The sequence below is a fragment of the Nocardiopsis terrae genome, assembly GCF_014651695.1.
Lineage (GTDB): Bacteria > Actinomycetota > Actinomycetes > Streptosporangiales > Streptosporangiaceae > Nocardiopsis > Nocardiopsis terrae.
On sequence record NZ_BMXJ01000006.1, the window covers coordinates 475,156 to 499,803 of the forward strand.

The window sequence follows — 24,648 nt, forward strand, 5'->3', positions numbered from 1 at the left end:
GGAAACGGCCCGCGTCGGCGCTGTCGATCAGGCGGTGGTCGTGCGCCATCGACAGGTAGACCATCCAGCGGACCGCGATGACCTCGCCGCCCATGGCCTCGTCCTCGACGACGACGGGACGCTTGACGACCGCGCCGGCGCCCAGGATCGCCACCTGCGGCTGGTTGATGATCGGGGTGCCGAACAGCGCACCGGTGTGTCCGGTGTCGGTGACCGTGAACGTGCCGCCGCCCAGCTCGTCCGGGCCGAGCTTGCCGGTGTGGGCGCGCTCGGTCAGGTCCGTGATGCTTCGGGCCAGGCCGCCCAGGTTCAGCGAACCGGCGTCCTTGACCACGGGCGCGAGCAGACCGCGCTCGGTGTCCACCGACACACCGAGGTTCTCGACCTCGTGGTAGGTCACCGTCCGGTCGGTGCCGTTGATCACGGCGTTGACCTTCGGGTGGGTCTTGAGGGCCTCCACGGCGGCCAGCGCGAAGAACGGGAAGAAGTCCAGTTCCACGCCCTCGCGCTGGGCGAAGGAGTCGCGGGCCTGGTCGCGCAGGCGCGCGATCTTGCTGACGTCGACCTCGATGACCTGCGTCGTCGTGGCGGAAACGTGCAGCGACTCGACCATGCGGTCCGCGATGGACATGCGCAGACGGGACAGCTTCTCGGTGCGGCCGCGCAGGGACGGGTCCGGGGCGACCTTGTGCTGAGCAGCCGGGGCGGCGGGCGCGGAGGCGGCTTCGCGCTGGGCCTCGGCGGCCTTGAGCACGTCCTGCTTGCGGATACGACCGCCCACGCCGGTACCGGAGACCCTGCTCAGGTCGACCCGGTGCTCGTTGGCCAGCTTGCGGACCAGCGGCGTCACGTACGCCTCGGTCACGGCGTCGGTGCCGGAGGCCCGGCCGGTGCCGCTGAGCGTTTCCACGTCCACCGACGGGCTGCCACCGTCCTGCTCTCGTGCGGCGGGAGCAGGCGCGGACTGGGCTGCCGGGGCGGGCTCGCTCTCGGGCTCGGGCTTCGGCTCGGACTTGGGTTCGGGCTTCGGCTCGGGCTCGGCCTTCTCGGCCTTCGGCTCGTCCTCGGACTCGGCCGGGGCGGAGGCCGCGGGGGCCGAACCGGAGCCGCCGACGATCGCGATCTCGGTGCCGATCTCGACCGTCTCGTCCTCGTCGACGAGGATCTTGGTGAGTACACCGGCCACCGGGGACGGGATCTCGGTGTCCACCTTGTCGGTGGAGACCTCGAGGAGCGGCTCGTCCTCCTCGACGGTGTCGCCGACGCTCTTCAGCCACTGGGTGATGGTTCCCTCGGTGACGCTCTCACCCAGGGCGGGGATGGTCACAGGGGTGCCGGAACCGCCGGAGGCGTCGTCACCGGAGGCCGGGGCGGCGGGCTCGGACTCGGCGGCGGGCTCCTCCGCGGCCGGTGCGGGCTCCGGCTCGGGGGCCTGCTCGGGCTCGTCGGCCTGTTCGGGTTCAGCGGCCTGTTCGGGTTCGGCGGAGCCGGAGGACGCGTCGTCGTCGGCGTCCTCACCGTCGCCGCCGATGACCGCGATCTCCGCGCCGATCTCCACGGTCTCGTCCTCGTCGACGAGGATCTTGGTGAGTACACCGGCCACCGGGGACGGGATCTCGGTGTCCACCTTGTCGGTGGAGACCTCAAGGAGCGGCTCGTCTACCTCGACGGTGTCGCCCACGTTCTTCAGCCACTGGGTGACGGTCCCCTCGGTGACGCTCTCACCCAGGGCGGGCATGGAAACGGAAGTCGGCATGGGTTCCTCGTTGGATCTGGGCGCGGTACCTGCCCAAGGCCTTGATGGGCAGCGCGGATGTGTGCGGGGGCGGGCCCGTGGGCCCGCCCCCGGGTGAAGCGGTCAGTCGTGGACGTGCAGCGGCTTGCCCGCCAGCGCGAGGTGCGCCTCGCCCAGCGCCTCCGACTGGCTCGGGTGCGGGTGGATCAGCTGGGCCACCTCGGAGGGCAGTGCCTCCCAGTTGTAGATCAGCTGGCCCTCGGCGATCAGCTCGCCGACACGGCTGCCGACCATGTGGACGCCCAGTACGGGGCCGTCCTTCTCGGCGATGACCTTGACCGCGCCCTGCGTCTGGAGGATCTGGCTCTTGCCGTTGCCCGCCAGGTTGTAGTTCATCTCGACGACGTCGTGACCGCGCTCCTTGGCCACCTTGGTGGTCAGACCCACGGACGCGACCTCGGGCTCACAGTACGTGACGCGGGGGACACCGTCGTAGTCGATCGCGGGCGGGTTCTGCCCGGCGATGTGCTCGGCGACGAAGATGCCCTCGGCGAAACCGACGTGGGCGAGCTGGAGGGTCGGGATGAGGTCGCCGACCGCGTAGACGTTGCCGACACCGGTGTGCAGGTTCTCGTCGACCTGGACGAAGCCGCGGTCCAGGGTGACGCCCTGCTCCTCGTAGCCCAGGCCCTCGGAGACCGGGCCGCGGCCGATGGCGACCAGCAGGACCTCGGCCTCGAGGGTCTTGCCGCCCTGGAGGGTGACGACCACGCCGGAGTCGGTGGTCTTGACCGACTCGAACGGGGTGCCGAGCTCGGCCTTGATCTTCCGCTTGCGGAAGGCGCGCTCCAGGAGCTTGGAGCTGGACTCCTCCTCGACGGGGACCAGGTGCTTGAGGGCCTCGACGACGGTGACCTCGGCGCCGTAGGAACGCCACACGCTGGCGAACTCCACGCCGATCACGCCGCCGCCCAGGACGATGACGGACTCGGGGACACGGTTCAGTTCCATGGCCTGGTCACTGGTCATGACCTTCTCGCCGTCGATCTCCAGGCCCAGGGTCTTGGGCTTGGAACCGGTCGCCAGGAGGATGTTCCTCCCCTTGTAGACCTTGCCGTCGACCGTGACCTCGTCCTTGCCGGTGAGCTTGCCCTCACCCTCGACGACGGTGATCTTGCGGGACTTGACCAGCCCGCTCAGGCCCTTGTAGAGGCCGCTGACCACCTTGTCCTTGTACTTGTGCACGGCCTCGATGTCGATGCCCTCGAAGGTGGCCCTGACGCCGAAGTTCTCGCTCTCCTTGGCGGAGTCGGCGACCTCGGCCGAGTGCAGGAGGGCCTTGGTGGGGATGCAGCCGCGGTGCAGGCAGGTGCCGCCGAGCTTGTCTTTCTCGATCAGGACGACGCTCATGTCCAGCTCGGCGGCGCGCAGTGCCGCCGCGTAGCCGCCGCTGCCGCCGCCAAGGACGACGAGGTCGAAGGTGCCGCCGCTCTCACTCACGGGAACGAACTCCTAGTTGTGGTGGCTGGTGATGGGTGGTGGAAGACCGCGGTACGCCGCCGGGGGCGGACCGCGGCTGCCGGGGAGGGGGCGGCAGCCCGGCTCACAGGACTGCCGCTCCGACCTTGTAGGACTACTGCTTGCGGGCGTAGTCCTCGGCGATGCGGACGAGGGTGCGGGTACCCGCACCCGTACCGCCCTTGGGGGTGTAACCGTGCGGGCCGCCCTGGTTGAAGGAGGGCCCGGCGATGTCGAGGTGGGCCCACTTGGTGCCCTCCTCGATGAACTCCCGGAGGAAGATGCCCGCGGAGAGCATCCCGCCCCAGCGCTCGCCCGCGACGTTGGCGATGTCGGCGACCGAGGAGTTGAGGCCGGCGCGCAGCTCGTCCGGGAGCGGCATCGGCCAGGAGGCCTCGCCCTCGGCGCCGGCGGCGGTGACGATCTCCTCGCGCACGGCGTCGTCGTTGGCCATGACCGCGAACACGCGGGTGCCCAGGGCGACCAACTGGGCGCCGGTGAGCGTGGCGATGTCCACGATCAGGTCCGGCTCGTCCTCGTGTGCGCGGACCAGCCCGTCGGCCATGACCAGGCGGCCCTCGGCGTCGGTGTTGAGGACCTCGACGGTCTTGCCGCCGTAGATGCTCAGGACGTCGGAGGGGCGCTGGGCGGTGCCGCTGGGCATGTTCTCGGCCACGGTCAGGTAACCGACGACGTTGACCTTCAGGCCCAGGGTGGAGATGGCGCGCATGGCGGCGAGCACGGAGGCGGCGCCGCTCATGTCGGACTTCATCCACTCCATCCCGCCCGAGGGCTTGAGGGACAGGCCGCCGGAGTCGAACGTGATGCCCTTACCGACGAAGGCGACCGTCTTCGTGGCCTCCGGGTGGCTGTGCGCCAGCCGCACCAGGCGGGGCGGGTTCGCCGAACCCTGGCCGACACCGGTCAGGCCGCCGTAGCCGCCCTCGGACAGGGCGCGCTCGTCCAGGACCTCGATCTCCAGGCCGGCCTGCCGGGCGATCTCCTGTGCCGCGCCGGCCAGGTCCTCGGGGACCAGGTCGGCCGGGGCGGTGTTGACGAGGTCGCGCGTGAAGGAGACGGCCTCGGCCAGGACGGCGGCGCGCTCCACCGCGTCGCCGGCGCCCGCGGCCTCGCTGACCACGGTCAGCTTGGTCTCGGCGGCCCTGGCCGCCTTCTTCTCGGCCTTCTCGCCGGTGCGGTACCGGTCGAAGCTGTAGTTGCCGAGTTCGGCGCCCAGGGCCACGGCACCCGCCTGCTCGGCGGTGGTCGCGGGCAGTGCCAGAACGACACGGCCTGCGCCCTCGGGGCGCGAGCTCAGTGACCGCAGGGCTGCACCGGCCGCACGGGACAGGACATCGGAGTCGACGGGGCCGTCGGCGGGTGCCGGGCCGAGACCGACCGCGACGACGACCGGGGCCTTGACGGCTCCGAGGGAGGCAATGGTGTGCACCTCCTCGGGTGCGCCGCTCGCTCCCAGGAGCGACAGGGTCGAGCCGAGGCCGCCCGCGAAGGCGGCGTCGACGGAATGAGCGCCCGATGCGGGCTCCGGGGCGTCGCCTCCGGAGTGGTAACCGACGACAACCGCGTCGGCGTCGAGCGAACTGGGGGACTCCGTGTTTACTGACAACGTCGTGCTCACGTCCCCGATGCTAGTCCTCCCGTGCCCCCCGCGGCGACGCGGCGCCCCGTGCCCTGTGGGCTCTGACGCGGCGCTCCGCGCCGCCCGGCGGTGCGGAGCGCCCCCCGGGCGGGTCCGCGCCCGTCCGCGGCGTGCGGGGGCTCTGGCCCCTCGCGGGGGGTCTCGCAGGCGGTCGCCGGTGCGGGCCCGTGCCTGCCCGTGGGGTGATCGGGTGAAACTCCGTGTGAAAAAATGTGATCATGCCGACATTGGGGTGCGCGGCAGGGCTACTGGCCGGTAAGAACCGCCTGGTGGGAGCCGCCCCGCCCCCGCCGCGGCGCGCGGTGGAACCGGAGGGCCCAGCGCCGGAAACCCCTCAGACCCAGGTGAGCGCAGCCGCCGTCACCAGCAGGGAGGTCGTCGCCGCCGTCTCCACCAGGGCGCCCAGCACGTCCCCGGTGATGCCGCCCAGGCGGCGCACCGCACGGCGCAGCAGGGCGCCCGCCGCCGCCAACCCGCACACCGCCCCCGCCGCGCAGGCCGCGGCGAACCCGGGGGAGTGCGTCAGCCCGAGCGCGCACAGTGCCAGCACCCCGGCCGCGCACACGGCCGCGGACCGGGGGCGCACCGTCCCCGCCACGAAGGCGCCCAGCCCCTCGGGGCGGGCGGAGGGGACCCGGGGCGTGCACGCCAGGGTGACCGCCAGGCGACCGGTCGCGCCCGCCGTCACCGCGCCGGCCAGAGCGGCCCAGGGGGAGGCCCCGACGAGCTGGCCCAGTGCCAGGACCTGCGCGCCGACCGTCACCAGCAGGGTGATCACCCCGAACGGGCCGATGTCGGAGCGCCGCATCACCTCCAAGGCGCCCTCGGCCGGGCGGCCGCTGCCCAGGCCGTCGGCCAGGTCGGCCAACCCGTCCAGGTGCAACCCCCGGGTGAGCGCGGCGCCCAGGCCGGTCGCGAGCAGCGCCGCCAGCGGAGCCGACCAGCCCCACCACGCACCGGCCGTAGCGAGGGAGGCGGTGACCGCGCCCAGGAGGGCGCCCAGCACCGGGGCCCACCGCATCGCCCACCCGGCCACGGGACGGTCCACCCGTTCCACCCGCACCGGCCAGACGGTGAAGGTGCCCACGGCCATGCGGGCTCCGTCCACGGTGTCGGAGCGGCTCACGGAAGCTCCACCACGCGCCCGGCAGCGGCCAGCAGCACGTCCTCGGACTCCGCGCCCACCCACTGGTTCAACAGCCCCAGGTGGTCGCGGAAGAGCCGGCCCGACCGGGTCGGCGGAACCACACCCGACCCCGCCTCGTTGGTGACCGCCACGACGTAGGCCTGGGTCGAGCGCCAGGCCTCCAGGAGGTCGTGGACGGCGGCCTCCACCCGCTCCTCGGCGTCCCGGGGCGGGTCCTCCTCCCACAGTCCGCACTCGCCCATGACCCAGGTCAGCCAGGTCCCCAGGCAGTCGACCAGGACCGCGCCCCGTGTCCGCCGGAGCAGCACCGCGAGGTCGGTGGTCTGTTCGGTCCGCCACCACCAGGGGCGGCGCCGTACGTGCCGGGAGACGCGCTCGGCCCACTCCGGATCCGCCTCCGCGTCGGGAACCGGGCCGGTGGCCGCGTACACCACCTTCGGTTCGGCCAGCAGGCGCAGCTCGGCCTCGCGGGACTTGCCCGAACGCGCACCCCCGGTGACCAGGGTCCGGTGCGGTCCGCGCGGTCGGGACTCCGGCCACACCGCGGGCGGGCACGGGATGACGGTGCCGTCGCCCGGGACCAGGGCGCCCCACAGACGGGCGCGCCTGGCGAACTCCTGCGGTGAGCGGACCCGGTGGTCGCCACCGACCGCGACCACCGCCGTGGTCACCCCGATCACCCCGGAGCGGCGCAGCTCCCCGATGACCTCGGGGCGCCGCACGGCGTCCACGATGACCATGTCCACCTGTTGCTCGGGCGCGGAGGAGTACACGGACGAACCCGCGGGGCGGGCGTCGGCGGGCGGCCCTCCGGGCAGCGGGCCCTGGGTGGAGCGGGCGTACAGCAGGCGGCCGCCGTCGGCGCCCTCGACACGGATGCCGTCCGGGGTGGGGGTGACCGTGTACTCCGGTGGGACCGGGCCGAGGACCCCGGCCTCGCGGATGCGGAAGCGGTCGTCGACGGTCACCCTCAGCGGCAGACGGCGTTCCGCGTGGGCCTTGTTGCAGGACGAGCAGGTGCACTGCGGGGCTGGCCAGCCCGAGTGGCCCGCTGTCCCCAGGAATCGGATACGCACCCAGCAGAGTAAACAGCATGAAGTGCCAAGCCTTGGTTAAGCTCGGCACAGGATCGCGGTGTACCCACCGTGGAACCGGCGACGAAGGGCGGTCGAACATGGCGTGGACGTGGCGGTACCACGAGGCGGACGGTGCCCAGATGAGGACGGGGGAGCTGCCGGCCGAGTCGTTCACGTCGCGTGGCGACGCCGAGAGCTGGCTGGGCGAGAACTGGGCGGAGCTCGCGGAGGGCGGGGTGGGCAACGTCGCCCTCCTGGAGGAGGACCGGGAGGTCTACACGATGCCCCTGGCCGCCGAGTAGCCCCGCCCCGGGGACACGCGAAGGCCCCGGCGCCGCCAGGGCGCCGGGGCCGAACGGACCCGGCCGGGGACCGAACACGCCCTACCCGCGGATGTTCTCCGGGCTCCTGGTGAGCGCGGGGTCGCGCTCGATGCTGTCACCGAGGACCTCGTCGATCCGGGCCATCAGCCCGGTGTCGAGCTTGACCCCGGCCGCCTTGACGTTGCTCTCGACCTGCTCGGGACGGGAGGCGCCGATGATCGCGGCCGAAACGTTGGGGTTCTGCAGGACCCAGGCCACCGCGAGCTGTGACAGGGTCAGCCCGGCCTCCGCAGCCAGGGGCTCCAGGCGCTGCACCCGCTCCAGGAGAGCCTGGTCGGAGACCTTGTCCGCGAGGAACTTCTCGCTCTTGGGGTCGGCGGCGCGCGAACCCGCGGGCAACTCCTGCCCGGGACGGTACTTGCCGGTCAGGATCCCGCCGGCGATCGGCGACCACACGATCTGACCGATCCCCTCGCGCTCGGACAGCGGGACGACCTCGGACTCGATGACCCGCCAGAGCATGTTGTACTGCGGCTGGCTGGAGACGATCCGGTCGAAGCCCATCTCGTCGGCGATCTTGAGGGCCCGCTCGATCTCCTCGGCGCGCCACTCGGAGACACCGATGTAGAGGGCCTTGCCCTGGCGGACCAGGTCCTCGAAGGCCCGCATCGTCTCTTCCAGCGGGGTGGTGTAGTCGAACCGGTGCGCCTGGTAGAGGTCCAGGTAGTCGGTGCCCAGGCGACGCAGGGAGTCCTCCGCGCCGCGGATGATGTGCTTGCGGGACAGGCCCTTGTCGTTCCTGCCCTCGCCCATGGGCCAGAAGACCTTGGAGAAGATCTCCAGGCCGTCGCGGCGCTCGCCCTTCAGCGCGCGGCCGAGCACCTCCTCGGCCCTGCCCTGGGCGTAGACGTCCGCCGTGTCGAAGGTGGTGACGCCCGCGTCGAGCGCGGCGCGGACACAGGAGGTGGCGGTGTCCTCCTCGACCTGGGAGCCGTGGGTGATCCAGTTCCCGTAGGCGATCTCGCTGATGACCAGACCGCTGTTGCCTAGATGCCGAAAGTCCATGGGGAGCACTCTAGCCGGGGGAGCAGGATGGCGGAGAGCGCCCGCGGTCTTGCCGGGAACGCTCCCACCGGGGATGGAAGTGAAGGGCCGGTGCGGACACCGGCCCTGCTCACTCACGTCGGACGGGACGGGGATGACGGGGATACGGACGGACGGGCCGTTCAGCGCGTGCTGCTCGGAGCGGGGTCCTCGCCGACCTTGACGCGGGGCTTGGGCAGGCGCAGGCGCCGGAACTGGAGCTGGCGCATCGCGGCGTACAAGCCGATGCCCTTGAGCCCGGAGTCGTCGGGGAAGTACTCGGTGGCACGCCGCTTCACCGTGCGGCCGACCAACACGCCCTCAGCGATGAGCGTGACCATCATCAGCGGCCACAGGACGTATGCCACGCCCACCTGGAAAGCGGGGTTGTTGATGAACAGCAGTGCGATGATCAGGATCGAGAACGGCAGGAAGAACTCACTGGCGCTGCGGCGCGAGTCGATGAAGTCGCGGGCGAAGGCGCGGGCCCTGCCCATGTCCTGCTGGCGGAAGTACTTCTCGTCGCCCTTGGGGGCGCCGGAACGCTGCGCGCCCCTGCCGCGTTGACGTTCAAGACGGTCCCGGTAGGCGCGGTATGCCTCCTTACGGGTCTCGGGAGCCTTCACCGGTCGGCGCGGGGTGCTTTCGGATTCCCTGCGCTTGGGGGTGGGCACACCCTTCTTCGGGGTGTATCCCTTAGGTTGGGTGGACTCAGTGGCCTCAGGGCTGGCGGATTCGGCAGAGCTCGAATCCGGGGCTGCGGAAGCGGAGCGACGTCGGAACACACCCTCAGGGTAGCCGGTCATAGCTTTATGGCGACCGCGGGCCAGACCGCGTAGGGTTGGGCAAAGCGCCCGCTGGGAACAGCCGATGTACGCACCGAGAAGGGGACGGCCACGCCAATGAGCGTGTTTCAGCGACTTTCGATGATCTTCAAGTCCAAGGCCAACAAGGCCCTGGACTCTGTCGAGGACCCCAGGGAAACCCTCGACTACTCGTACCAGAAACAGCTCGAACTCCTGCAGAAGGTCCGTCGCGGTGTCGCCGACGTTGCGACCTCCCGCAAGCGGGTCGAGCTCCAGATCCAGCAGCTCGAACAGCAGTCCGGCAAGCTGGAGAACCAGAGCCGGGCCGCCCTGACCCAGGGCCGTGAGGACCTCGCCCGTGAGGCCCTCACCCGCCGGTCCGGGCTGACCAGCCAGATCGAGGGGCTGCGGGAGCAGCACGCCAACCTCCAGGGCGAGGAGCAGAAGCTCACGATGGCCGCCCAGCGCCTGCAGTCGAAGGTGGACGCCTTCCGCACGCGCAAGGAGACCATCAAGGCGACCTACACCGCCGCCCAGGCCCAGACGCAGATCAGCGAGGCCTTCTCCGGCATCTCCGAGGAGATGGGCGACGTGGGCATGGCCGTGCAGCGCGCGGAGGACAAGACCGCCGACATGCAGGCCCGGGCCGGAGCGGTGGACGAGCTCCTCGCCTCCGGCGCGCTGGACGACGTCACGGGCACCGGTCCCAGGGACGACATCCAGAACGAGCTCGACCAGATGGCGAGCACGTCCGGTGTCGACGCCGAGCTCGAGCGGATGAAGCTCGAACTGGGCGGCGGCAGCAGTGGCGCCCCCCAGCAGATCGAGGGTGGCAACGGCTCGGCCGGGAACAGGGAGGGCGCATGATCGTCCGCATCATGGGCGAGGGTCAGATGGACCTGACCGACGCCGACATCGACCTGCTCAACGACTTCGACTCCGCCCTGGAGGCGGCGATCGAGTCGAATGACGAAGCCGAGTTCCGCAAGGCCCTGCACGACCTCCTGGAGAAGGTGCGCCAGGACAGCAAGCCGCTGCCGCCCGACTCCCTGGAGCCCTCGCAGTTCATCCTCCCGCCCGCCGACGCCACCATGGCCGAGGTGCGCGAGATGCTGCAGGACGACGGACTCATCCCGGGCTAGGGGCGTGTCCGCCGAGGACCCGCCACCACCGTCCGGGCGGGTCCCCGGGACAGGTGAACCCGTCGGCCGTTCCGCCCCGGCCCGGGTGACACTCGGTGCCCCCACAGGCCTTGCTTCCACCGCGGCCGCCGTGACCACGTCACGGCGGCCGCGGTGCGTCCGGCGGGCGGGTCCCGCGGGCCGACCGGGGGAACACGCGGCCGGCCCGCTTTAACCCGTTTCTCACCTGCGCGAACTACACTCCGAACCATCCACAGGGAAGGAAACGGCGTGGCAGGTTCGAAGTTCCGTCCGGACCGGGGGCTGACGGCCCGGATGGTCATGACCATGGTCCTGCTGTTCCTGGTCTATGTCGCCTTCGTGTTCGGGCTGGTCCTCGCCGGACTCAACATCTGGCTGGTACTGGTCCTGGTGGCGGCCTTCGCGCTGTTCTCCTACTTCTCCTCCGACCGGATCGCCATGTTCGCCATGGGGGCCAAGGAGGTCACCCCCCAACAGGCCCCCGACCTGCACGCCATGGTCGACCGCCTGTGCGCCATGGCCGACATGGCCAAACCGCGCGTGGGGATCGCCGACACCGACGTGCCCAACGCCTTCGCCACCGGCCACAGCGAGAAGTCCGCGGTCATCTGTGTGACCACCGGGCTGATGCGCCGCCTGGACGGACCGGAGCTGGAGGCGGTCGTCGCGCACGAGCTCTCCCACGTCGCCCACCGCGACGTCATGGTCATGACCATCGCCGGGTTCCTCGGCATCGTCGCGGGCTTCCTCACCCAGGCCGGGCTGCGCTTCGCCATGTTCGCCGGCGCCGGCGGCGGGCGCAGCAACAACAGCGGACCCGCCCCGGCGGTCGTCGCACTCCTGGTCGTCGTGGTCAGCGCCCTCGCCTGGGTCCTCAGCTTCCTGCTCACCCGCGCCCTGTCCCGCTACCGCGAGCTCGCCGCGGACCGGGCCGCCGCCTACCTGACCGGCCGCCCGTCCGTGCTGGGCAGCGCCCTGTCCAAGATCACCGGCGACATGGCGCGCATCCCCACCCGGGACCTGCGCCAGGCCGAGCCGTTCAACGCCTTCTTCTTCGCTCCGGCCTTCGCGAAGAAGGGCTTCAGCATGAACCAGCTGATCGCCACCCACCCGCCGGTCGAGCAGCGCCTGGCCCAGCTCTCCGACATCTCCCGCCAGCTCGGACGCGGGGCCTGAGCCCGCCGGTCCGGGCCCCGCCACCGAACCACCCACGAGGGGAACCCACCACATGAGTTTCTGGCGCGCCCTGCTCGGCCGTTCCAAACCGGTCAAGCCCGACCTCGACGCGCTCTTCGGCCTGCCCTCGGCCGCCCTCACCCTGCGGGCCGGGGCGGGCCTGACCCCGACCGGGACGGGGTCGGTGGCCTTCCGCGCCTCCGAGGGCGCCGCCTTCGCGGACGTCGAGCGCGACGTGACCGCGCTGCTCAACACCGGTGACGGACCGCCGGTCGAGCAGACCACCGACGACTACGGCTACACCTGGCTGGTCCTGCGCGCCGGGGGAGGGGACCCCGCCGGCGCAGAGCTGACGGGCACCGACATCACCGGCCTGGTCACCGACCTGCACGCGGTCAACTCGACCCTGGAGGCCAACGGTTACGGCCCCTCCCTGCTGTGCTCCCTCGTGGGTTTCACCGACGGCGGGGGCCGCTCGGCCGCTCTGGTCTACCTGTACAAGCGGGGCACCTTCTACCCGTTCGCGCCCCTGGGCGGCCAGCGCCGCGACAACGCACTGGAGCTCCAGGTCGAGGCGGCGGTCTCCGGCGACCTGCCGATGGAGGAGGACCGGTCCCGCTGGTTCCCGGTCTACGGGGCTCCCGGTCTCTGAGCCGGGGCGGGACGACGTCCGACGGGGCCCGCGAGCTGGTCCGGGCCGCACCGCGCACGGGTGTGCGATCCGCCTCCGGACCCGCGGAAGATGGCATCCGGGGCCGGGACAAATTACCCTTGGACCCACGGGCACACCCGTGCGCCGCCGCGACCGCGCGAACACCGTGTGACCGCGGCGGCAGGGCGAACACAGCGGCCACACGGCGGAATGCCACACGGGCTCCCGGCGTTGGGACCCGTTGAAGAGGACTGGACCCGCCCAGGCGGGCCGATCCGGTAAGCGACCGGGGTCGCCAGACGGCCGCAACCCCTTTCAAGAGGAGCTTTACAACATGACGGTTCAGAGCGAGGCCACCACGCAGGGAGTCATCCTCACCGACGGCGCGGCCGACAAGGTTCGGGCGCTCCTTGACCAGGAGGGCCGGGACGACCTGCGCCTGCGTGTGGGCGTCCAGCCCGGTGGTTGCTCGGGGCTGCGTTACCAGCTCTACTTCGACGAGCGCGACCTGGACGGTGACGTCATCGCCGACTTCGACGGCGTCGAGGTCGTCACCGACCGCCGCAGCTCCGCCTACCTCATCGGCGCGACCATCGACTTCGTGGACACGATCGAGAAGCAGGGGTTCACCATCGACAACCCCAACGCCACCGGCTCCTGCGCCTGCGGTGACTCCTTCAACTAGGAGCATCCGGGCGCCCCGGCGCATCCGTGGGGCGTGACCGGACCCAGCGGGGCTGGGGACGGTGCCGGGGGAGGTCGGACGCGTTCGAGCGTCCGCCCTCCCCCTTGTCGTGCCCACCCGCCTGAAGGCGTGTTGGTCTGGATACCCTGTGCAGGTCCGAACGGGCCGCTCCCGGCGTGCCCGAACCAGCTCGCTCAGCTCGTCCCCGAGCGAAACCTTCCCTACCAAGGAGCCCACGTCCCGTGCGTATCGCGGTTGCCGGATCCATCGCCACCGACCACCTGATGACCTTCGAGGGTCGGTTCGCCGAGCAGATCATCCCCGAGCAGATCCAGCAGTTGTCCCTCTCCTTCCTCATCGACGAGCTGGACGTGCGCCGCGGCGGCGTCGCGGCCAACATCTGTTTCGGCATGGGCGGGTTCGGCCTCAACCCGGTTCTGGTCGGAGCCGCCGGAGCCGACTTCGAGGAGTACCGCTCCTGGCTCGACCGCCACGGGGTCGACACCTCCGCGGTGCACATCTCCGAGCTGCGGCACACCGCCCGGTTCGTCTGCACCACGGACAAGGACCAGAACCAGATCGCCTCCTTCTACGCCGGTGCCATGGCCGAGGCCCGCAACATCGAGCTCCAGCCGATCGCCGACCGCGTCGGCGGACTCGACCTCGTCCTCATCGGCGCCGACGACCCGGCGGCCATGGTCCGCCACAGCGAGGAGTGCCGTACCCGCTCCATCCTCTTCGCCGCGGACCCCTCGCAGCAGCTCGCCCGGATGGAGGGGCCGCAGGTGCGCACGCTCATCGAGGGCGCAGCGTTCCTGTTCACCAACGAGTACGAGAAGGCCCTGGCCGAGCAGAAGACCGGCTGGTCCGACGCCGAGATCCTCGCCAAGGTCGGCACCCGCGTCACCACGCTCGGCGCCAAGGGCGCCCGTATCGACCGGCAGGGCGAACCGAGCATCCACGTGCCCTCCGCCGCCGTCGACCAGCTCGTCGACCCCACCGGTATGGGCGACGCCTTCCGCGCCGGGTTCCTGGCGGCCCACTCCTGGGGCCTGTCCCTGGAGCGCGCCGCCCAGGTCGGCAACGCCACCGCCGTCCACTGCCTGGAGGCCGACGGCCCGCAGGAGTACGTGCTCACCGGCGCCTCCCTGCTGGAGCGCCTGGAGCGCTCCTACGGCGCCGGGGCCGCCGCGGAGGTCCGCCCCTTCGTGTGAACCGCGCCGCCTGCGGCCGGAAAACGCGCGTTCTGGTCGGGGTGGTGCCCGCAAGCCCGTAAAGTGGATGGTCGTGACCCGCACGGGACCCCCGTGCTCCCCCGGTGCGTTGAAACGCGTGCCGGGTCATTCGCCCAAGCCGTTCGCGCCGGGTCACGCGCGGCGGTGGGGAACCCGCTTCCGACCCGCACCGCGGGAACCGGGGCTCGGGCGCCAGGAGCGCCTCCCAGATCTAGGCCAGCCTTACCTGGGATTCCCTGATTCACCCTGAAAGGACTTTGCATGCGCTACACCGGACCGAAGGTGCGGTTGTCCCGGCGCGCCGGCACCCCGCTGACCCGTAAGGCGGTCAGCTACTTCGAGAAGCGCCCGTACCCGCCCGGCGAGCACGGCCGCCGCGTCCGTCGCAACAGCTCCGACTTCGCCGTCCGTCAGGCGGAGAAGCAGAAGGTGCGCTGGTACTACGACCTGACCGAGAAGCAGCTTCTCAGGATCTACGAGAACTCCAAGAAGCGTTCCGGCCGTACCGGTGAGGAGATGCTCGCCGAGCTGGAGCTGCGTCTGGCCACGGTCGTCCTGCGCGCCGGTCTGGCCGCGTCGGTCTACGCCGCGCGCCAGTTCATCAACCACGGCCACATCACCGTGGACGGCAAGAAGGTCGACATCCCGTCGTACCAGGTCAAGCCTGGCCAGATCATCAGCGTTCGGGAGAAGTCCCGCTCGATGGTCCCGTTCGTGGAGGCCGCCGAGGGCATCCACGCCGACGACAAGATCGCCGGCTTCCTCGCCGTGAGCCACAAGGACCTGCGCATCGCGGTCATCGACCGCCCCAAGCGTGAGCAGATCCCGGTTCCCTTCGACGAGCAGCTCGTCGTCGAGTTCTACGCTCGCTAAGCAGCCCCCGGAGTCGCGGTTCCGTCCTCCTCCAAGGGCGGCCCCGCACACGCGGGTAAGGCCGCGCGGACCACGTGTCCGCGCGGCCTTCGCCTTGCCCGGCGCCCTCCCCGCGCGCCGGACGGGAGCGCGGACGCGCCGTGCCGCCTCCGGAAAACGGGCTGGCGCGAATCGTTATCGCAACGGAACCGGAACCTGCGATCCGATCCCGGTGCCGTTACCGGGCCCTCACCGGGCGGTCAGTACATCCGGCGGATGTGAAACGCGCTACCCCGCGCCAACGGCTGCTCGACGACGAACTCGTGCATCTTCATCCGGCACCAGGCCGGTATGTCCGCGCTCGCTGCGGGATCGTCCGCGGTGACCGCGATGACCGCTCCGATGGGCACTTCGTGCAGTCGGGCGGCGAGCATGATGATCGGGATCGGGCACTTGCGGCCCAGCGCCTCCACGGTGACCAGAGGCCGCGGTCGTTCGTGCACGTCCACCCCTTTCGGTTGTCGTCCTGTGGCCCAATCTTGATCCGGGCCGCGCGAAAAGGCGCACCCGGTTAAGGGTGTCGTAAACCCAGCGATACGCTCGCCTTAGTCTCGCGCCGTGAACGCGTACACCACCGCCGCGGGCGGCGATGTACACGATCGCGGTCGAGGGCTCGGGGGAACGCCGGGCCGCGCCTCGTAGCCAGCCGGGAGGAAGTCCCTCGGGGGCGACCTGGCCCGGCTCCGCGAGACCACCGGGCGTTCTGGGGGGCGTGTCTGGCAACACGCTGACCAGGCAAGCCCATGAACAGCACGCTGGGTGGTTCGCGATAATGTTTCCCCCTGACAAGCTTTGGATACTTAGGCCGCCCGTGGAGGATCCACGGGCTTCACCGCTGGGAAGGCAATCCGTGAGTCCGACCCGCCAAGAAAATCGGCGCTCAACTCTGCGCCGATGGGCACCACGCGGCGCCGCGCTCGCCGTGCTGGGGCTGGCCGCGACCGGCTGCGCGTCGAACGAGCTCACTCGTTTGGGCATGCCGGAGCCGATCACCGAGCAGGCCGAGCGTGTTCTCTCGCTCTGGCAGGGCTCGTGGTTGGCGGCTTTCGCGGTCGGCATTCTCGTGTGGGGACTGTTCATCTGGACGATCCTCTTCCACCGCAAGCGCTCTGAGCAGCTGCCGCCGCAGGTGCGGTACAACATGCCCATCGAAGCGCTGTACACCGTCCTGCCGATCGTCATCATCTCGGTGCTCTTCTTCTTCACCGCGCGAGACCAGGCCTACCTGCTCGACACCGAAGAGCCCGCGGACGTCCATGTAGAGGTCGTGGCCTTCCAATGGGCCTGGCAGTTCAACTACATGGACGACACCAAGGAGAACGGCGGGGAGGTGCTCTTCTCCGAGACCGGTGTCCCCAACCCGGACGGCACCGCCAACCGCGACACCCAGACCACCCTGGTGCTTCCCGAGGACGCCGTCGTCCACTTCGACCTCCACTCGCCCGACGTCATCCACTCGTTCTGGATTCCGGCGTTCGGCTTCAAGATGGACGTCGTCCCGGGCCGTGACAACGCCTTCCAGGCGAACATCAACGAGGGCACCGCGGGTGACTACGTCGGACGCTGCGCCGAGCTGTGCGGTGTGGACCACACCCGCATGCTCTTCAACGTCGAGGTTCTCCCGCAGGACGAGTACGACGCCTGGGCCGCCGAGCAGGAGGCCGAGGCCTCCGAGGCCGAGCAGGCCGAGGGCCCCGGCGCCGAGACCGACCTCGCCGAGGGCACGGGTGCCGACGGCACTGACGCTGAGGGCACGGGCGCCGAGGCGACCGAGTCCGAGGAGAATGACGAGTAAATGGCAACCGAACCCCATGACGGGCAGACACCGTCACGCAAAGGGTCGATCATCGTCAACTGGATGACGTCGACCGACCACAAGGTCATCGGGTACATGTACCTGATCACCTCCTTCGCCTTCTTCCTCCTGGGCGGCGTGCTGGCGCTCATGATGCGTCTGGAGCTGTTCCTGCCGGGCATGCAGGTCATGTCCAACGAGCAGTTCAACCAGATGTTCACGATGCACGGCACGATCATGCTGCTGATGTTCGCGACCCCGCTGTTCGTCGGGTTCTCGAACATCCTCATGCCGCTGCAGATCGGCGCCCCGGACGTGGCCTTCCCCAGGATCAACCTGTTCGGCTACTACCTGTACCTGTTCGGCAGCCTCATCGCCGTCGGCGGGTTCCTGACCCCGGGCGGCGCGGCCAGCTTCGGCTGGTTCGCCTACACGCCGCTGTCCGACGCGGTCCGCTCTCCGGGCCTGGGCGGCGACCTGTGGATCCTGGGCCTGGCCGTCTCCGGTCTGGGCACCATCCTGGGCGCGGTCAACTTCATCACCACCGGCCTGTGCATGCGCGCGCCCGGCATGACGATGTTCCGGATGCCGATCTTCACCTGGAACACCCTGCTCACCAGTGTCCTGGTGCTCATCGCGTTCCCGGTGCTGACCGCGGCCCTGATCGCCCTGGGCGCGGACCGGATGATCGGTACCCAGGTCTTCAACGCCGAACACGGCGGCGCCATCCTCTGGCAGCACCTGTTCTGGTTCTTCGGGCACCCGGAGGTCTACATCATCGCGCTGCCGTTCTTCGGTATCGCGACCGAGATCCTCCCGGTGTTCAGCCGTAAACCGATCTTCGGCTACAAGAGCCTGGTGGCGGCCACCATCGCCATCGCCGGCCTGTCCGTGACCGTGTGGGCCCACCACATGTTCCCGACCGGCGCCGTGCTGCTGCCGTTCTTCTCGTTCATGACGTTCCTCATCGCGGTTCCGACCGGTGTGAAGTTCTTCAACTGGATCGGGACGATGTGGCGCGGCCAGCTCACCTTCGAGACGCCGATGCTCTTCACGGTCGGCTTCCTGGTCACCTTCCTCTTCGGTGGCCTGACCGGTGTGCTGCTGGCCTCCCCGCCCATCGACTTCCACGTCACCGACTCCTACTTCGTGGTGGCGCACTTCCACTACGTGGTCTTCGGCACCGTGGTCTTCGCGATGTTCGCGGGCTTCTACTTCTGGTGGCCCAAGTTCACCGGCAGGATGCTCAACGAGAAGCTGGGCAAGTTCCACTTCTGGCTGCTGTTCCTGGGCTTCCACGGCACCTTCCTGGTGCAGCACTGGCTGGGCGCCATGGGCTTCCCGCGCCGTTACGCGGACTACCTGCCCGGTGACGGGTTCACCGAGCTGAACCAGATCTCCTCGGTGTCCTCGTTCGTGCTCGCGGCCTCCACGCTCATCTTCTTCTGGAACGTGTACATCACCGCGAAGAGGGCGCCGCTGGTCACCGTGGACGACCCGTGGGGCTACGGCTGCTCCCTGGAGTGGGCGACCTCCTGCCCGCCGCCGCGGCACAACTTCACGTCGCTGCCGCGGATCCGGTCCGAGCGTCCGGCCTTCGACCTCAACCACCCGCACGCCGCGGCCCCAGGTGCGACCGATCCCGAGAGGAACAGGGTGAGCATGCCATGAAGATGCAGGCCTATCTGTTCATGGGCATCTCGACCTTCTTCGGTCTTGCTGCTGCCCTGTACGTCTACTGGTCCATCCAGGACACCGGCCAGATCGAGTGGGCGGGTACCACCGCCCTGGTCGTGGCCATCGGCTTCGGCTGGATGGTCGGTTTCTGGCTCTGGCAGGCGGCCCGCCGCAGCGAGCACTTCCACGGGCTCCCGCCCGAGGAGCGCCTCGACGGTGAGATCGCCGAGAACTCCGGCGAGTACGGTTTCTTCAGCCCGCACAGCTGGTGGCCGATGTTCGTCGCGCTGGCGGTCGCCTTCACGGCGGTCGGCGTCGCGATCGGTTGGTGGATGGTCATCACCGGCTTCTTCGCCATCATCCTCACCGCGATCGGCTGGATCTTCGAGTACTACCGCAAGGAGTTCCAGCACTGACGTGCGCACCCCGCGTGGCGATCACCCTTTGAGAGGGGCTGGCTACGCAGGGTAGGATGCAAGAGTCACCGCCCCGGTGGCCGGACGGTCGTCCCAGGACGACCCCCGGGCACCGGGGTGCTCTTTTCCGGTGACCCCTCGCGGCCCCTTCCCACGGGCCGCGGTGCATTCAGGCCCTGACGGCGTCACACCGGCGCGCACCCGCTCCGCACACGCCCGGGCCCGTCGAGACAGACGCTGGAGGTCCTTGGTGTGAAGCGACGAATCTCCCATCCGCGACCGGCCGTGACGGCCGCCGCCGCTCTCGTGTTCCTCACGGCGGCCTGTACCTCCCCGGGCGGGCCCGAACCCGAGGGCACCGCGGTCCCGGGGGAGGGCTCCACGGGGCCGGAGGTGGAGATCACCCCCGCGCCCGGCGCCACCGCGGTTCCGCCCAACAGCCCGGTCCGGGTGACGGCCGCGGACGGAACCGTCACCGACGTCCGGATCGAACAGGCCACCCCGGACGAGATCGCCTCGGGCGGTTCCGAGGACCCGGAGGAGGGCGGGAGCGCCTTCGAGGTCACCGGCACCCTCAACGAGGGCGGCGACACCTGGGTGAGCGACTGGAACCTGCGCCCCGGGGCCGCGGTCACCGTCACCGCCACCGCCGCGGACGCTTCGGGTGAGGAGACCGAGGTCGTCTCGGAGTTCACCACCCTGGAGGCCACGCCCGGACAGCGCCTCGAACTGGCCGCCAACTTTCCCAACAGCGGTGACGTCGTCGGGGTGGGCATGCCGGTCATCGTCACCTTCGACCTGCCCGTCACGCACAGGGAACAGGTGGAGAACTCCATCGAGGTCACGGCCGAACAGGAGACCGAGGGCGCCTGGAACTGGATCACCGACGAGACGGCCGTCTTCCGGCCGAAGGAGTACTGGGACCCCTACCAGGAGGTCGTCGTCGACCTGCGCCTGTCCGGAGTCGAGGCCGCGGACGGCGTCTACGGCGTCGAGGACCACCGGATCGAGTTCGAGGTCGGCCGTGAACTGGTCTCCACCATGCACGTGCCCGACCACGAGATGAACGTGGCGATCGACGGCGAGAACGTCCGCACCATCCCGGTCAGCAACGGTGCGGCCCGGGAGCGGTTCAACACCACCACCTCCGGGATCCACCTGACCATGGAGAAGTACCGGACACTGGTCATGGACTCCGCGACCGTGGGCATCCCCGAGGGCTCGCCCGGCTACTACCGGTTGGACGTGGACTGGGCGGTCCGCACGTCCAACAGCGGCGAGTTCACCCACGCCGCCCCCTGGAACGGCAGGATCGGCAGCGCCAACACCTCCAACGGCTGCACCAACATGGCAGTGGAGGACGCCCGCTGGTTCCACGACCAGTCGCTGATGGGGGACGTCCTGGAGACCACCGGGACCGACCGGCAGCTGGAGTGGGACAACGGCTGGGGCTACTACCAGCGCTCCTGGGAGGAGTGGCTCTCCCACAGCGCGACCGGCCGACCCCAGAGCACCGACGGTTCCGGCACCCCCGGCTCCGTGCACGGGGAAGGACTCTAGGGTGCCGCCCCCGGGCCCTCCAGAAGGCCGTCGAGGCGTTCGAGGGTGCGGTCCCAGGTCCATTCCCCGGACACCCACTCCCGGCCGTGTACGCCCATCTGGGCGGCGCGGTCGGGGTCCTTCAGGAGCCGGATGAGCGCGCGGGCGGTCGGCCCGGGAACCGAACCGTCGACCACGTGCCCCGTCCAGTCCTCCAGCACGGCGTCCGGGGCGCCCCCCGAGGCCCCGGCGACCACCGGGAGCCCGGTGGCGGAGGCCTCCAGGTAGACCATGCCCAGGCCCTCGACGTCCAGGCCGTCCCACCTGGTCCGGCAGGGCATCGCGAAGACGTCGCCCGCGTCGTAGTGCGCGGGCAGCTCGTCGGCGGGGACCGGGCCGGTGAACCGTACGGAGTCCGTGCCCCGTGCCGCCGAGCGGAGCCGGGGGGCGTAGGGACCGTCGCCGACGAACAACAGGACGGCGTCCGGGACCTCGGCCAGGACCCGGGGCCAGGCCCGGATCAGGGTGTCCTGGCCCTTGCGGGGCACCATGCGGGACACGCACACGACCACGGGCCGCCTGCCCAGGCCGAGGCGCTGGCGGACCTCGTCCCCGCCGACCCCGGGACGGAAGCGTTCGGTGTCCACACCGGGGGCCAGGCGCCGCATCCTGGACGCGGCCGCGGGGGAGAGCGAGCGGGTCAGCCGCCGCCGGGTGTACTCGCCCAGGTAGGTGACGGTGTCGACGGTCTGCCCGATGCGTCTGAGCACCGAACTCCCCCCGGGAACCACCGTCCAACCGGTCTCGTGTCCGTGGGTGAGCGCCACCTGGCGCCGTACCAGCGGACGCAGGCCGGCGGCGAGCAGGCCCAGGGGGGCGGCGGCCCCGTAGAGCACCGAGTCGCACCCCTCCATTTCGGCGATGGCCCGGGCCCTGCGGGCCACCCTGGGCGTGGGCAGCAGCACCCTGGCCGCGTCCCGTACGACGGGGAACGGCTGGCGCAGGTCGAAGTGCGGGTCGGCGGTCCGGTCCGCGTCGTCGGGGGAGGAGCAGTAGACCAGGACCGACCCCTCGGGGCGGCGCCGGGCCAGCTCGTGCACGAAGGACTCGATGCCGCCCGCGCGCGGAGGGAAGTCGTTGGTGATGATGAGGGTTCGTGACACCCCAGGATTCTAGGGCCCTGGGGCGCGGACGTCCGGGAGCGGCGCGGGCGGGCCGGGACAGGTGCCCGGCGATCTTGCTACCAGGGGCAAGTTCGGCGCCGAAATCGCCCCTGGTAGCAAGATCACCGGGAGAGGGGGCGCGGGCCTAGGGGCGCACGGCGGCGACGAAGTTGGAGCGGTAGTAGTCGCTCAGCTGGACCGTGCCGATCGGGCGTGAGGACGTGGAGGCGTGGACCATCACGCCGTCGCCCGCGTACAGGCCCACGTGGCTCGGGCTGGAACCGTAGAAGAAGAGCAGGTCACCGGGCTGCTTGTTCTCCCAGGACACCCGCTGGCCCGCGTTGACCTGGTCGTAGGTGGTGCGCGGCAGGTTCACGCCGACCTGGGCCCAGGCGGCCTGGGTGAGGCCGGAGCAGTCGTAGCCGCCGGGGCCGGTGCCGCCCCAGACGTAGGGCTTGCCGACCTGGGCGTAGGCGAAGTTCAGCACGGTCTGGGCGTTGCCCGAGGCCGGGCCGGTGTAGGTGGCTCCTCCGCCACCGCCGCCACCGCCGCTGTCGGTACTGACGTTCTCGGTGGCCGCCGCCTGTTCCTCGGCGGTCAGGTCGGCGAGGATCGCCTCCTGCTCGGAGATGGCATCCTCGGATTCCTCGGTGGCGGTCTCCGCCTCCTCCAGGGCCTCCGCGGCCGATGACTCGGTCTCCTCCGCCTCGGTGCGCAGGCTCTCCAGGTGCTCCAGCTCCTCCACGTACTGGGAGAGGCTCTCCTGGTGCTGTTCCGAGAGGTAGGCCAGGTCGGCCTGGTGCTCCAGGGCCTCCTCGGGGCCGGTGGCGCCGATCAACTGCGTGGGGGAGGTCAGGTCCACACCGGTGTAGGCGGTGTTGGCCAGGGTGCGCACACCACCGCTGAGTTCCTCGACCCGTTCCTCGGCGGTCTCGATGTCCCCGAGGATGCCCTCCAGCTTCTCCTCGGCGGCTTCGTAGGTCTCCTTGGCCTCGTTGTAGGTCGCGTTGAGTTCGATGAACTCCTCCTCGAGGCTCTCGATCTCCTCGCGGACCTCGTCGGCCGTCGGCTCGGCGTGGGCCACGGCGGCGGGGAGGAGGAGGGCTCCGAGGGCGAAGGAGGCGATGACCGCGGTCTGGCGCCGGCGGTCGCCACGGGATGCAGACACAGGGAAACACCTTTCTCCCCTTGTCCCAGACCTACGGGAACAAGGGACTGCACCGGGTGGGGTCCTGGGGCCGGAGTGGATGGCCGAAACGGTGTGGGGGTGTGCCCGACCCGGTCGCGGCTGTCACCACCGGGGGGTGGTGAAGAGGAGCAACCACGCTCGGCGATGAACACTAGTGCATCTCTTGGGACGCTCTCAACTGTTTCGTGACGTTCCAGCGTAAGACGCGGACTGTCCGAAATCCGATTCCTCGGACCGGCACGCGCTCCGGGCCCCGGCCCCGCACGCGTGAGGCCGCCGCCCCGGAGCGGGACGGCGGCCTCACGGACGGGTGGCCCTACGGCCTAAACGCGCACCGCGAACTCGAACTGGCCGGCCCAGTAGGCGGCCAGGTCGACGACCTCGAGGTTGCGGCCGCTGCTCGGGGCGTGCACCATCTGGCCGTTGCCGGCGTAGAGGCCGTTGTGGCCCATGCCCGAGAAGAACATGATGTCGCCCGGCTGGAGCGAGCCGTAGTCGTTGATCCGCGTGCCCACGTCGGCCTGCGCGTAGGTGGTGCGCGGCAGGTCGACGCCGGCGGCGCGCCAGGAGGCCTGGACCAGGCCGGAGCAGTCGTAGCCGTTGGGGCCGGTGCCGCCCCACACGTAGGGCAGGCCCACCTTGGAGTAGGCGAAGTCCAGGGCGGCCGAGGCGTTGCCGCTACCGGTGTGGGTCTGGCCGGCGCTGTCGTCGGCGCCCTCCGCCGAGGGGTCGGAGTCGGGGAACTGGGCCAGCAGCTCCTGCTGCTCCTCGATGGCCTCCTCGACCTCGTCCTTGGCGTCCTCGGCCTCGTCCCTGGACTCCTCCGCGTCCTCCAGGGCCTTCTCCGCCTCGTCCTTGAGCGCGAACAGGCGCTCGGAGGACTCGCCGAAGTCGTCGAGCTGGCTCTGCTGGTTCTCCGACAGGTAGTTCAGGTCGGCGTTCTGCTCGAGCAGCGTCTCGGGGCCGTCGGAGGTCAGCACGTTGGCGGTGGAGCTGAGGTCGCCGCCCTGGTAGGTGGCGTTGGCGAACTGCTGGACCTGCTCCCGCAGCTCGTCGTAGCGCTCCTGCTCGTCGCCGACCTGCTCGTCGAGTTCGTCGAAGGCGGCCTTGGCGGCGTCGTAGTCCTCCTCGGCCTGGTTGTACTCCTCGACCGCGGTGGAGGCCTCCTGGTTCAGCTCCTCGATGCGGTCCTCGACCTCGTCCTGGGTCGGCTCCGCGTGTGCGACACCAGGGGCGATGAAGGTACCGGCGGCGACCACGCCGAGACCGGTCGTAGCGATTCGGCGAGCCGTACGCCGACCACCGGGGTTCTTCATGGCGGTCCACGCTCCTTGGAATTGGGAAGTCCGCATGGGGTATTCGGGAGACGGAGGGTCGGGGGTCCCGTATGCGGGCACGGGCCTCGTGTGAGTGTGCGGGCCTGCCGTCGGTGAGGAGAGGGCACAGGGGCGGCCTTCTATCCGACGAAGCACTCACGCTCCGGGAAGAACCTAGCGGACCGGCCTGCGCCTCTCAACCACGACGCGGAACGGACTTCGCCCGTAACGGCGGCCCCAGCCGCCCCGGACCGGGCGTTTCGGCAGTGGAACGGGGGTGTGCCGGGGCCGGTGGGCGCCCGCAGGTGGGTTCGCTCTCAGTCGGGGGCGCCCGCTCCCGGGCCCGGTCCGGTTACGGGCGCCCCGGCGGCGGGAACCCGGG

At 70.5% G+C, this 24,648-nt stretch carries 23 protein-coding genes; 12 read left to right on the plus strand and 11 right to left on the minus strand.

The annotated features are described in order from the left end of the window. The 5 genes from sucB to IE195_RS19310 all read right to left on the minus strand — a co-directional run. Positions 1–1,738, minus strand: a 1,738-nt coding sequence (gene sucB / locus IE195_RS19290) for a 2-oxoglutarate dehydrogenase, E2 component, dihydrolipoamide succinyltransferase (RefSeq protein ID WP_229826323.1), incomplete at its 3' end; no start/stop codon positions are given. A 120-nt stretch (positions 1,739–1,858) separates the two neighbouring features. Next, positions 1,859–3,235 (minus strand): dihydrolipoyl dehydrogenase, encoded by a 1,377-nt coding sequence (gene lpdA / locus IE195_RS19295; RefSeq protein ID WP_191273432.1) that lies wholly within the window; start codon positions 3,233–3,235, stop codon positions 1,859–1,861. Between the two features lie 133 nt (positions 3,236–3,368). Continuing rightward, positions 3,369–4,892 carry a leucyl aminopeptidase gene (locus IE195_RS19300; protein WP_191273434.1) on the minus strand — a complete coding sequence of 508 codons (1,524 nt, stop codon included), beginning with the start codon at positions 4,890–4,892 and terminating at the stop codon, positions 3,369–3,371. Between the two features lie 355 nt (positions 4,893–5,247). Further along, positions 5,248–6,039 carry an adenosylcobinamide-GDP ribazoletransferase gene (locus IE195_RS19305; RefSeq protein WP_191273436.1) on the minus strand — a complete coding sequence of 264 codons (792 nt, stop codon included), beginning with the start codon at positions 6,037–6,039 and terminating at the stop codon, positions 5,248–5,250. Then, positions 6,036–7,028: a bifunctional adenosylcobinamide kinase/adenosylcobinamide-phosphate guanylyltransferase gene (locus IE195_RS19310; RefSeq protein ID WP_191273754.1), complete on the minus strand. Its 993-nt coding sequence runs from the start codon at positions 7,026–7,028 to the stop codon at positions 6,036–6,038. The genes IE195_RS19305 and IE195_RS19310 overlap by 4 nt, the downstream gene beginning before the upstream one ends. Positions 7,029–7,234: 206 nt before the next feature. Between IE195_RS19310 and IE195_RS19315 the strand changes: the two genes are divergently transcribed. After that, positions 7,235–7,438 (plus strand): hypothetical protein, encoded by a 204-nt coding sequence (locus IE195_RS19315; RefSeq protein ID WP_191273438.1) that lies wholly within the window; start codon positions 7,235–7,237, stop codon positions 7,436–7,438. Positions 7,439–7,519: 81 nt separating this feature from the next. On the opposite strand, the gene IE195_RS19320 is transcribed toward IE195_RS19315, so the two are convergent. Then, the gene (locus IE195_RS19320) at positions 7,520–8,524 is read right to left on the minus strand and encodes an aldo/keto reductase family protein (RefSeq protein ID WP_191273440.1); all 1,005 of its coding nucleotides are present in this window, start codon (positions 8,522–8,524) and stop codon (positions 7,520–7,522) included. Positions 8,525–8,685: 161 nt separating this feature from the next. Further along, positions 8,686–9,348, minus strand: coding sequence for a DUF3043 domain-containing protein (locus IE195_RS19325; protein WP_191273442.1), 663 nt, complete (start codon positions 9,346–9,348; stop codon positions 8,686–8,688). A 96-nt stretch (positions 9,349–9,444) separates the two neighbouring features. Here IE195_RS19325 and IE195_RS19330 point away from each other — a divergent pair, with 96 nt between their 5' ends. The 7 genes from IE195_RS19330 to rpsD all read left to right on the plus strand — a co-directional run bounded on the left by IE195_RS19330 (position 9,445) and on the right by rpsD (position 15,132). Further along, positions 9,445–10,215: a PspA/IM30 family protein gene (locus IE195_RS19330; protein WP_191273445.1), complete on the plus strand. Its 771-nt coding sequence runs from the start codon at positions 9,445–9,447 to the stop codon at positions 10,213–10,215. Continuing rightward, positions 10,212–10,490: a PspA-associated protein PspAA gene (gene pspAA, locus IE195_RS19335; protein ID WP_191273447.1), complete on the plus strand. Its 279-nt coding sequence runs from the start codon at positions 10,212–10,214 to the stop codon at positions 10,488–10,490. Before IE195_RS19330 ends, pspAA begins: the two co-directional genes overlap by 4 nt. Before the next feature lie 270 nt (positions 10,491–10,760). Continuing rightward, the gene (htpX, locus tag IE195_RS19340) at positions 10,761–11,687 is read left to right on the plus strand and encodes a zinc metalloprotease HtpX (RefSeq protein ID WP_191273449.1); all 927 of its coding nucleotides are present in this window, start codon (positions 10,761–10,763) and stop codon (positions 11,685–11,687) included. Positions 11,688–11,739: 52 nt separating this feature from the next. Then, the gene (pspAB, locus tag IE195_RS19345) at positions 11,740–12,339 is read left to right on the plus strand and encodes a PspA-associated protein PspAB (RefSeq protein ID WP_191273451.1); all 600 of its coding nucleotides are present in this window, start codon (positions 11,740–11,742) and stop codon (positions 12,337–12,339) included. A 334-nt stretch (positions 12,340–12,673) separates the two neighbouring features. Continuing rightward, a complete protein-coding gene (locus tag IE195_RS19350; protein ID WP_191273453.1) occupies positions 12,674–13,024 on the plus strand; it encodes a HesB/IscA family protein in 351 nt (116 codons plus the stop codon). 242 nt (positions 13,025–13,266) lie between these two features. Further along, positions 13,267–14,238, plus strand: a complete 972-nt coding sequence (locus tag IE195_RS19355; RefSeq protein WP_191273455.1) for a carbohydrate kinase family protein — start codon at positions 13,267–13,269, stop codon at positions 14,236–14,238. 282 nt (positions 14,239–14,520) lie between these two features. Beyond that, entirely contained in the window at positions 14,521–15,132 is a 612-nt protein-coding gene (gene rpsD, locus IE195_RS19360) for a 30S ribosomal protein S4 (RefSeq protein ID WP_191273457.1), read from the plus strand. Between the two features lie 239 nt (positions 15,133–15,371). Here the strand turns inward: rpsD and IE195_RS19365 are convergent, their stop codons facing one another. Further along, on the minus strand, positions 15,372–15,620 hold the full coding sequence (locus tag IE195_RS19365) for a sulfurtransferase TusA family protein (protein WP_191273460.1): 249 nt from the start codon (positions 15,618–15,620) through the stop codon (positions 15,372–15,374). Between the two features lie 401 nt (positions 15,621–16,021). On the opposite strand from IE195_RS19365, the gene ctaC reads away from it, so the two are divergent. From ctaC to IE195_RS19385, 4 genes are all read left to right on the plus strand, one after another. Then, positions 16,022–16,966, plus strand: a complete 945-nt coding sequence (gene ctaC, locus IE195_RS19370; RefSeq protein ID WP_444544295.1) for an aa3-type cytochrome oxidase subunit II — start codon at positions 16,022–16,024, stop codon at positions 16,964–16,966. Then, positions 16,967–18,637, plus strand: coding sequence for an aa3-type cytochrome oxidase subunit I (gene ctaD / locus IE195_RS19375; RefSeq protein WP_191273464.1), 1,671 nt, complete (start codon positions 16,967–16,969; stop codon positions 18,635–18,637). Beyond that, positions 18,634–19,059: a cytochrome c oxidase subunit 4 gene (locus tag IE195_RS19380; RefSeq protein WP_191273466.1), complete on the plus strand. Its 426-nt coding sequence runs from the start codon at positions 18,634–18,636 to the stop codon at positions 19,057–19,059. Before ctaD ends, IE195_RS19380 begins: the two co-directional genes overlap by 4 nt. Positions 19,060–19,311: 252 nt before the next feature. Then, complete coding sequence (locus IE195_RS19385; RefSeq protein ID WP_191273468.1) at positions 19,312–20,619, plus strand: L,D-transpeptidase; 1,308 nt, start codon at positions 19,312–19,314, stop codon at positions 20,617–20,619. Here the strand turns inward: IE195_RS19385 and IE195_RS19390 are convergent. From IE195_RS19390 to IE195_RS19400, 3 genes are all read right to left on the minus strand, one after another. Then, positions 20,616–21,761, minus strand: a complete 1,146-nt coding sequence (locus IE195_RS19390; RefSeq protein WP_191273470.1) for a glycosyltransferase family 4 protein — start codon at positions 21,759–21,761, stop codon at positions 20,616–20,618. The genes IE195_RS19385 and IE195_RS19390 overlap by 4 nt on opposite strands. Positions 21,762–21,906: 145 nt before the next feature. Continuing rightward, a complete protein-coding gene (locus IE195_RS19395; RefSeq protein WP_191273472.1) occupies positions 21,907–22,929 on the minus strand; it encodes a C40 family peptidase in 1,023 nt (340 codons plus the stop codon). Positions 22,930–23,273: 344 nt separating this feature from the next. Then, positions 23,274–24,266, minus strand: coding sequence for a C40 family peptidase (locus IE195_RS19400; RefSeq protein ID WP_191273474.1), 993 nt, complete (start codon positions 24,264–24,266; stop codon positions 23,274–23,276). Positions 24,267–24,648: the final 382 nt, after the last annotated feature.